Here is a 6306-nt window from a genome sequence, read left to right on the forward strand (position 1 = left end):
CATGGCCGAAGCAACCGCGACAGCAAACAAAAAGATTAAGTTTATCGTCACCCGTCAGGACTCAGCGGAAAGCAAGCCGTATACGGAAGAGTTCGAGGTTCCATACCGTCCGAACATGAACGTGATCAGCGCTCTGATGGAGGTACAGCGGAATCCCGTGAATGCCAAAGGCGACAAAACGACGCCGGTGTGCTGGGAATCGAACTGTTTGGAAGAAGTATGCGGAGCTTGCTCCATGGTCATTAACGGAAAGCCGCGCCAAGCTTGCAGCGCGCTTGTCGACAAGCTGGAGCAGCCGATCCGGATCGCTCCGATGAGCACCTTCCCGGTCGTCCGCGACCTGGTCATCAACCGTGAGCGCATGTTCTCGGCTTTGAAGAAAGTGAAAGCATGGATTCCGATCGACGGTACGTACGATCTCGGACCGGGACCGCGGATGGCGGAGTCCAAGCGTCAATGGGCCTATGAGCTGTCCAAATGTATGACTTGCGGCGTGTGCCTGGAATCCTGTCCGAATGTGAACGACAAGACGACGTTCATCGGACCGGCTGCCATTTCGCAAGTACGGTTGTTCAACGCTCACCCGACGGGCGAGATGAACGCTCACGAGCGTCTGGAAGCGCTGATGGAAGACGGCGGCATCGAAGGCTGCGGCAACTCGCAGAACTGCGTGCGCTCCTGCCCGAAAGGCATTCCGCTTACGACTTCGATCGCGGCGATGAATCTCGACACGACGAAGCATCTGTTCAAGAAATGGCTCAGCATGTAATTTCCTTACGCCGAACTTGATACAATGATGAAGGCTCCCTACCTTGCGCTTGGCGCGGTAGGGAGCCTTTTTGTGATAGAAGGACTAGCTGTGCACCAATTCTTTCGTCTGCAGCTGCAGTGGCGGCGGCACGAGCCAGCCCTTGGCTTTGTTCATGCGCAGCAGCTTGCTGCTGAGGCCGGTCTTGGTTTGATGATACTTCGTAAATAACATGCCAATATCCTCGCGAATGGCTTGACCGATGATTTGGCTGCACATGTTTAATCCGATCATCAGATCGACGCTCAATGAGGCGGATATTTCCTGATCGGTGAAACGAGCGCCTGCCGGAATGTCTTCCAGATTCGCTTTCGGCTTCTCCGGCGGCGACGGCGGGGGGGTGATGCCGTTCTTGATTAACAGTGCATCGCAGTCATCGATTTCTTTAGCCGCGACATCGATTAATTCCTTCATGAATTCTCTTAAATCCGAATCACCGGCGTGATTACGCAGCGTATGGTAACCGGTTGAAGCTAGCTTTGTCTGCGAGCTGAATGCCCACAAAGCATAAATTTCACCATAATGCATAGGCTCGTGTTTCGGATTTCCGTCTAAGATTCCCATATCGATTCTCCTTCGCATGGTGATGAAGTTCCTCGTGTAGTATGTACGGAGAACCGACGGTCTATCTTCCCTTACCGTAGGAATTATTGGCGTCTTGCGTCCTGCATATCTTCCGGTGTTTGGTGACAAAACATGAAGGCATACTCTGCAACTCATATTGTTCCTAACGGATGGAGGGAAGTTCGATGCGCAAAGGCAAAAACAAAAGCATGAATCAAACCATGCAGTCGATGGCCGATCACTCGAATCAGGCGGTGGAAAGCAAAGCTTACACCATGCCGACCTATCACAAGGACAAGCATGAGCCGAATAGACCGTCGATATAACGATGGTCTTGTTCAGCCGTTTCGCCAGAGGGCGGAACGGTTTTTTTCTTATCCGCTGCATTGACGCGTCCAATGGATTGGCGGTAAAATGAAAAGATTAAACGCTTAAATCGATTATTTTATTCTATGAAAGTTTTGACCAGGGAGAGGGAAACGCGGCATGAGTAAAAAGCGGCAAATCACCATCGTCGATATCGCCGAAGCGGCTGGAGTATCAATTGCTACGGTTTCTAACGTGTTGAACAGGCGCAATGTGCCGATGACGCCGGAAACGATCCGTAAAGTGGAACAGACGGCGGAACAGCTCGGCTACCGCCGCAACGTTATGGCCGCCAGTCTAAGCCGGAAGAAGTCGTATGAGCTCGGCATGCTCGTGCCTGTCTTCGGCGGATATCACGGGCAGTTTGCCGAAGAAATGCAGCGTATGGCGCATGGGTACGGGTACCATTTGTCCGTTTTTTCGGCAGCGGGGTTCGATCCGGAGATAGAGAAGCGCCACCTGGATGTGCTGCTGCAGCGCCGGGTGGACGGGCTCATCTGCCACGGGCTGGCGATGTCGCAGGAAGCGACCCGCCATCTGGTGGGCGAAGGGACGCCGCTTGTTTTGTTTAATGCGTGGGGATGGCCGAACGACATCGCCGTCGGGGCCGTGAACCTCGATTTTGTCGATGGCTGTGACGAGGCTGTGAGACATCTGTATGAGCAGGGCTGCCGAACGATTGTGTATTTGGCCAAAACAAGCTTGTACGCTACCGATCTTCAACGAAGAGCGGGCTTTCGAAACGGGCTTTCGAAGCTGCCTGAACCGGTGCCGTACGACATGATCGATTCGGATGAGGTGGAGACGATCGACCAGGCGTTGGAACAAGTGGAGAGACTCTGGAATCGAGAAGCTCCGGTCGGCATTCTTGGGTTCGACGATGTGATTTCGCTGGCATTCATGTCCGCTGTACAACGGCGGGGGTACCGGGTGCCGGAGGATTTTCGGATTGCCGGCATCAACAACGATCCGGTGACGACGGTGTGCCACCCGATGCTGACGTCGCTCGATATCCCGTATGCGCTGCAGGCTGAAATGACCATGATGCTGATGCTTGAGGCGCTTGGCGATACGAGAGCGCTGAAGCAATCTCCGGCAGATGAGGCGCGGAAGCTTAAACGTATCGGCCATGAAATTCAAATTCCGCTCCGCCTGATTGCGCGGAGATCGAGCATTGCGGAAGCGCTCGAATAAAGACGCCTTGCCTCTCCGGTCACCACAGTTCGTGGGGGTCAGGTGAGGCAAGGCGTCTTGACGTCTTCTAGAAGACAGGACCGATACTCCGGGTCTGCTTCTGCTCCTTGGCCAGCATAAATTGCTTGCCGTATTCGCCGTGCGGGTGGATGCCCGCATGCTCCATCTGGATCGTCGTGTGCTCGATGCCGTACTTGTTCTTCAGCGTCTCGTTGATGGCGAGGATGATGCAGAACGGCTGGATGCTGTCGTCGATAAAGACGTGCGCCGTGAGGGAATAATGATCCGAGGACACGGCCCACAGATGCATCTCGTGCACATCTTCGACACCTTCCACGGCAGCGATGGCTGCCCGGATTTCATCCAGATCGAAGCGCTCCGGCACCGATTCCATCAGGACGAGGTACGATTCCTTAATGATTTTCGCACCGCCGGTGAAGATGATGCCGCCGATGACAATGCTGATAATCGGGTCGAACCAAGGCAATCCGGTATAATAAATGAGTACGGCAGAAACAATAACTCCAATGGAGCTTAGCAAATCTCCGATAAAATGCCATAAAGCGCTTTTCACGTTCAAATTTTCCTCTTCCTTCATACTGCGGCTGAGCACCAGCGTCAGGACGAGGTTGACCGTCAGCCCGATGGAGGCAATGATCAGCATGAGCTTGAGATCGATCGGTTCCGGGTTCATAAATCGCCGTATCCCTTCGATACAGATGCCGATCGAAATGATGGCCAGCGCCAGACCGTTGAGGAACGAAGCGATAATCTCAAAACGGAGGAAGCCGAACGTATATTTGGCGTTTGGTTGTCTCGTCGCCATATAGATGGCGACCATGCTCAATCCGAGAGCGAGCACGTCAGAGATCATATGCGCGGAATCGGAGAGCAGGGCGAGCGAATTGGACAGCAGTCCGCCAATGACTTCAACGATGGTGAAGAATAAAGTTAAACTCAGCGTGATCCACAGCGTTTTCTTGGAACGGCTTTGTTTCTTCGCATGGTCGAGATGGTGATAATCGTACATCCGAATCACCCTTTCTGTAAGGTAAGTCCTTGATTGGATTATACGTCAAGGTCGAAATTTTGGCAAATACTTTAATTGATATCGATTTTCAGCCTTTTGAGACTAATTATCGGTATCAAGGTTAGCGTTTTCTTTGATTTTGATAATATTTCTCGATATTATGACATTGATTCTCATTCCGGTATATAACGCTTTCAATTTTGTTACATAATTGAAATATATCTGTTACGTGTTTAACATGTTATCCGTGTATTATAGATAGCAAGACCCCCTTTTTAATATATACACCCTTAGATCCGCCCCGTTGGCGGGTCTCTTTTTTTGTCTGTATGTTTAGGAGCCCTTGTCCCATAGGGGCTTTTAAGCTTTACCTTGGCAGGGAAATGATCGAATTATGCGTTTTGGCAGGAATTTGGCGGGGGATTACGGGTAATGGCAGGAGAAAGGCGGCTACCTTAGGAGTTTCTCCAAAGCAGTAGCCGCCTCAGCTTGCATATTTGGCATTAGGTGAGAGTAAGTGTCCAAGGTGATCATTATGGATGAATGACCGAGCTGTTCTTGGACTATCTTTGGATGAATGTCCAGACTCATGAGTAGGGAAGCGCACGTATGACGAAGATCATGAAAGTCTGATCACTCGCATGTTCGTCTTCTTGAGCATACGCTTTCAAACCACACTGCAATTAGCTTGGGACAAAGGAATACCATACTTACTGCAACTAGGAAGCTCCTATCTTCATATCGTTCCCCCGTGGCCAGCTTTTCCTCTTTAATCATGAAGGAACGAATGTACTGTTCAAATTGTGGCAAGCAAGTCCTAGAGGGCGCTAAGTTTTGTTCTTCTTGCGGAACGAAGTTGCTAGTATCAGATGAAGGGCGACCTATCGATACAACAGATGTGGAGGCTCCGCAAGTATCTATTACAAAGCTTGAAGAAGAGTCGCTTGCTCAAAATGGCTTAGCGGCTACGCGCGGCACAAAGGCTAAAATTATTCAGCGTGCATTAACGCTTTGCTTAACATCATTGTTGTGTATCTGGTCTTTAGACTATTCAAGGTTATCGGTGATGATGTTCGGAACGGCTCGTATCACGCATTCCTTCTGACGTCGTATTCGGCATAGTGTTATTTTTCAACGTAAATACGTTGTATCAAGATGCGGTGGCAACTCAGCAGTGGGCGCAAACGCGCGTCATGTCCTTCGTGTAACGTAATTCTTATGATTACGTGTTCTCGACAGCAAAGAGCTTTTATGGATGGACGATTGCACTAAATATCGTGAACATTGTATCGATTTTGCTGATTGCTCCGATAAGAAGAAGATTTAATAAGCCTCTAGCAGCAAGCGGGACAACAAGCGAGGCCAGTCAGGCATGAGCAGGAAGACTATAGTTGGTATGATCTGTGCAATTGTTTTGTTGGTCGAAGTTGTTATTTACATACTGGAGACATTGCTTTCGGACAATTCTAATTCAATTCGTAAGGCCTGCGAGAAGGCGCATCAACTCGAACATCAGCAGACGAACTATAATAATGCTTGGTACACATTGTTCTTGGTGACAGCTATAATTGGGGCTGTTACAATAATGACTATTCCTAATAAGAGAATTCGGCATTAGTCGGCATGATATTCCAAAATTAAGCATTTTGACCTATAATCGAATATAGGCATAAGAGCAGGGTGTTGCCTCAGTAGGCGCCCCTTTTTCATTTAATAGACTAAAATGAGAGTTGGTTGGTCGGTAGATGAAAGAATTACTCAAACACCCAATAGTAGCTGGGGCAATTACCTTTTTTATCGGAGCTGCAATAACATCCCACTTTACCCCGTCTACAATATCGCTCGTGTAGGAATTAAAATCTGGTTCTTGACTAATGATGAGCTTCTTAACTGAGGGTTGGTATCTCTCGACCTACAGTAACAAGTACAACTTCCTGTTCCAATTTGCAAAGAATGTAATGGATACTTAGTAATGAATGAGGGCTCGTATGGGATTGAGCTTTTAACATGTGAGAATTGCGGTTTTAGAAAAACAATTGAGAGTGGGTTCCATGCATACCGAGAGAAGATTAGAAGAGAAATTGTTAGGAAAATTCGAACTGACCAATGGAAAGACAAGGAAATAGGGGGTTAAAGAACCAATGGCTAGAACTTACTACGCAGAAGGAAGACAACTCGCATATGTCTTGAGAGGCTTGTTTATTATTGGTGGGCTTACTTTGTACTTCAACATCCCAGGATTGCATTGGGGATTCTTCTTTGGCATACTCATCGGTTCAATCATAGTTGCGGATATCATAGGAGCTATCTGGACTCGGAAAAGACGAACCGAGAAAAAGCAGAA

6 protein-coding genes and 2 pseudogenes are annotated in these 6306 nt (G+C 49.0%); 5 read left to right on the plus strand and 3 right to left on the minus strand.

The genetic code is table 11. The annotated features are described in order from the left end of the window. Position 1: 1 nt before the first annotated feature. Positions 2 to 769, plus strand: coding sequence for a succinate dehydrogenase iron-sulfur subunit (sdhB, locus tag FKP33_RS13410; RefSeq protein ID WP_127604868.1), 768 nt, complete (start codon positions 2 to 4; stop codon positions 767 to 769). An 84-nt stretch (positions 770 to 853) separates the two neighbouring features. Here the strand turns inward: sdhB and FKP33_RS13415 are convergent, their stop codons facing one another. Beyond that, complete coding sequence (locus tag FKP33_RS13415; RefSeq protein ID WP_141335439.1) at positions 854 to 1372, minus strand: DUF3231 family protein; 519 nt, start codon at positions 1370 to 1372, stop codon at positions 854 to 856. A gap of 185 nt (positions 1373 to 1557) precedes the next feature. Here FKP33_RS13415 and FKP33_RS27180 point away from each other — a divergent pair, with 185 nt between their 5' ends. Next, positions 1558 to 1698: a hypothetical protein gene (locus FKP33_RS27180; RefSeq protein ID WP_155614605.1), complete on the plus strand. Its 141-nt coding sequence runs from the start codon at positions 1558 to 1560 to the stop codon at positions 1696 to 1698. A gap of 160 nt (positions 1699 to 1858) precedes the next feature. Next, positions 1859 to 2932, plus strand: a complete 1074-nt coding sequence (locus tag FKP33_RS13420; protein ID WP_127604864.1) for a LacI family DNA-binding transcriptional regulator — start codon at positions 1859 to 1861, stop codon at positions 2930 to 2932. 67 nt (positions 2933 to 2999) lie between these two features. Here the strand turns inward: FKP33_RS13420 and FKP33_RS13425 are convergent, their stop codons facing one another. Then, complete coding sequence (locus tag FKP33_RS13425; RefSeq protein ID WP_054797798.1) at positions 3000 to 3962, minus strand: cation diffusion facilitator family transporter; 963 nt, start codon at positions 3960 to 3962, stop codon at positions 3000 to 3002. Positions 3963 to 4412: 450 nt separating this feature from the next. After that, positions 4413 to 4577: pseudogene (locus tag FKP33_RS13430) on the minus strand (tyrosine-type recombinase/integrase); the annotation flags it as partial. Between the two features lie 172 nt (positions 4578 to 4749). Between FKP33_RS13430 and FKP33_RS28095 the strand changes: the two are divergent. Both FKP33_RS28095 and FKP33_RS27450 read left to right on the plus strand, forming a co-directional pair. Next, positions 4750 to 5067 (plus strand): zinc ribbon domain-containing protein, encoded by a 318-nt coding sequence (locus tag FKP33_RS28095; protein WP_181410141.1) that lies wholly within the window; start codon positions 4750 to 4752, stop codon positions 5065 to 5067. A gap of 1036 nt (positions 5068 to 6103) precedes the next feature. Beyond that, positions 6104 to 6306 (plus strand): annotated as a pseudogene (locus FKP33_RS27450) (restriction endonuclease); the annotation flags it as partial.

The organism is Paenibacillus sp. tmac-D7, assembly GCF_006519665.1.
In the GTDB taxonomy this organism is placed as follows: Bacteria; Bacillota; Bacilli; order Paenibacillales; family NBRC-103111; genus Paenibacillus_G; species Paenibacillus_G validus.

Bases quoted from the DNA above. Each gene is read 5' to 3' on its own strand.
- sdhB (WP_127604868.1), top strand. From the start codon at position 2: ATGGCCGAAGCAACCGCGACAGCAAACAAAAAGATTAAGTTTATCGTC.
- FKP33_RS13415 (WP_141335439.1), bottom strand. From the start codon at position 1,372: ATGGGAATCTTAGACGGAAATCCGAAACACGAGCCTATGCATTATGGT.
- FKP33_RS27180 (WP_155614605.1), top strand. From the start codon at position 1,558: ATGCGCAAAGGCAAAAACAAAAGCATGAATCAAACCATGCAGTCGATG.
- FKP33_RS13420 (WP_127604864.1), top strand. From the start codon at position 1,859: ATGAGTAAAAAGCGGCAAATCACCATCGTCGATATCGCCGAAGCGGCT.
- FKP33_RS13425 (WP_054797798.1), bottom strand. From the start codon at position 3,962: ATGTACGATTATCACCATCTCGACCATGCGAAGAAACAAAGCCGTTCC.
- FKP33_RS28095 (WP_181410141.1), top strand. From the start codon at position 4,750: ATGTACTGTTCAAATTGTGGCAAGCAAGTCCTAGAGGGCGCTAAGTTT.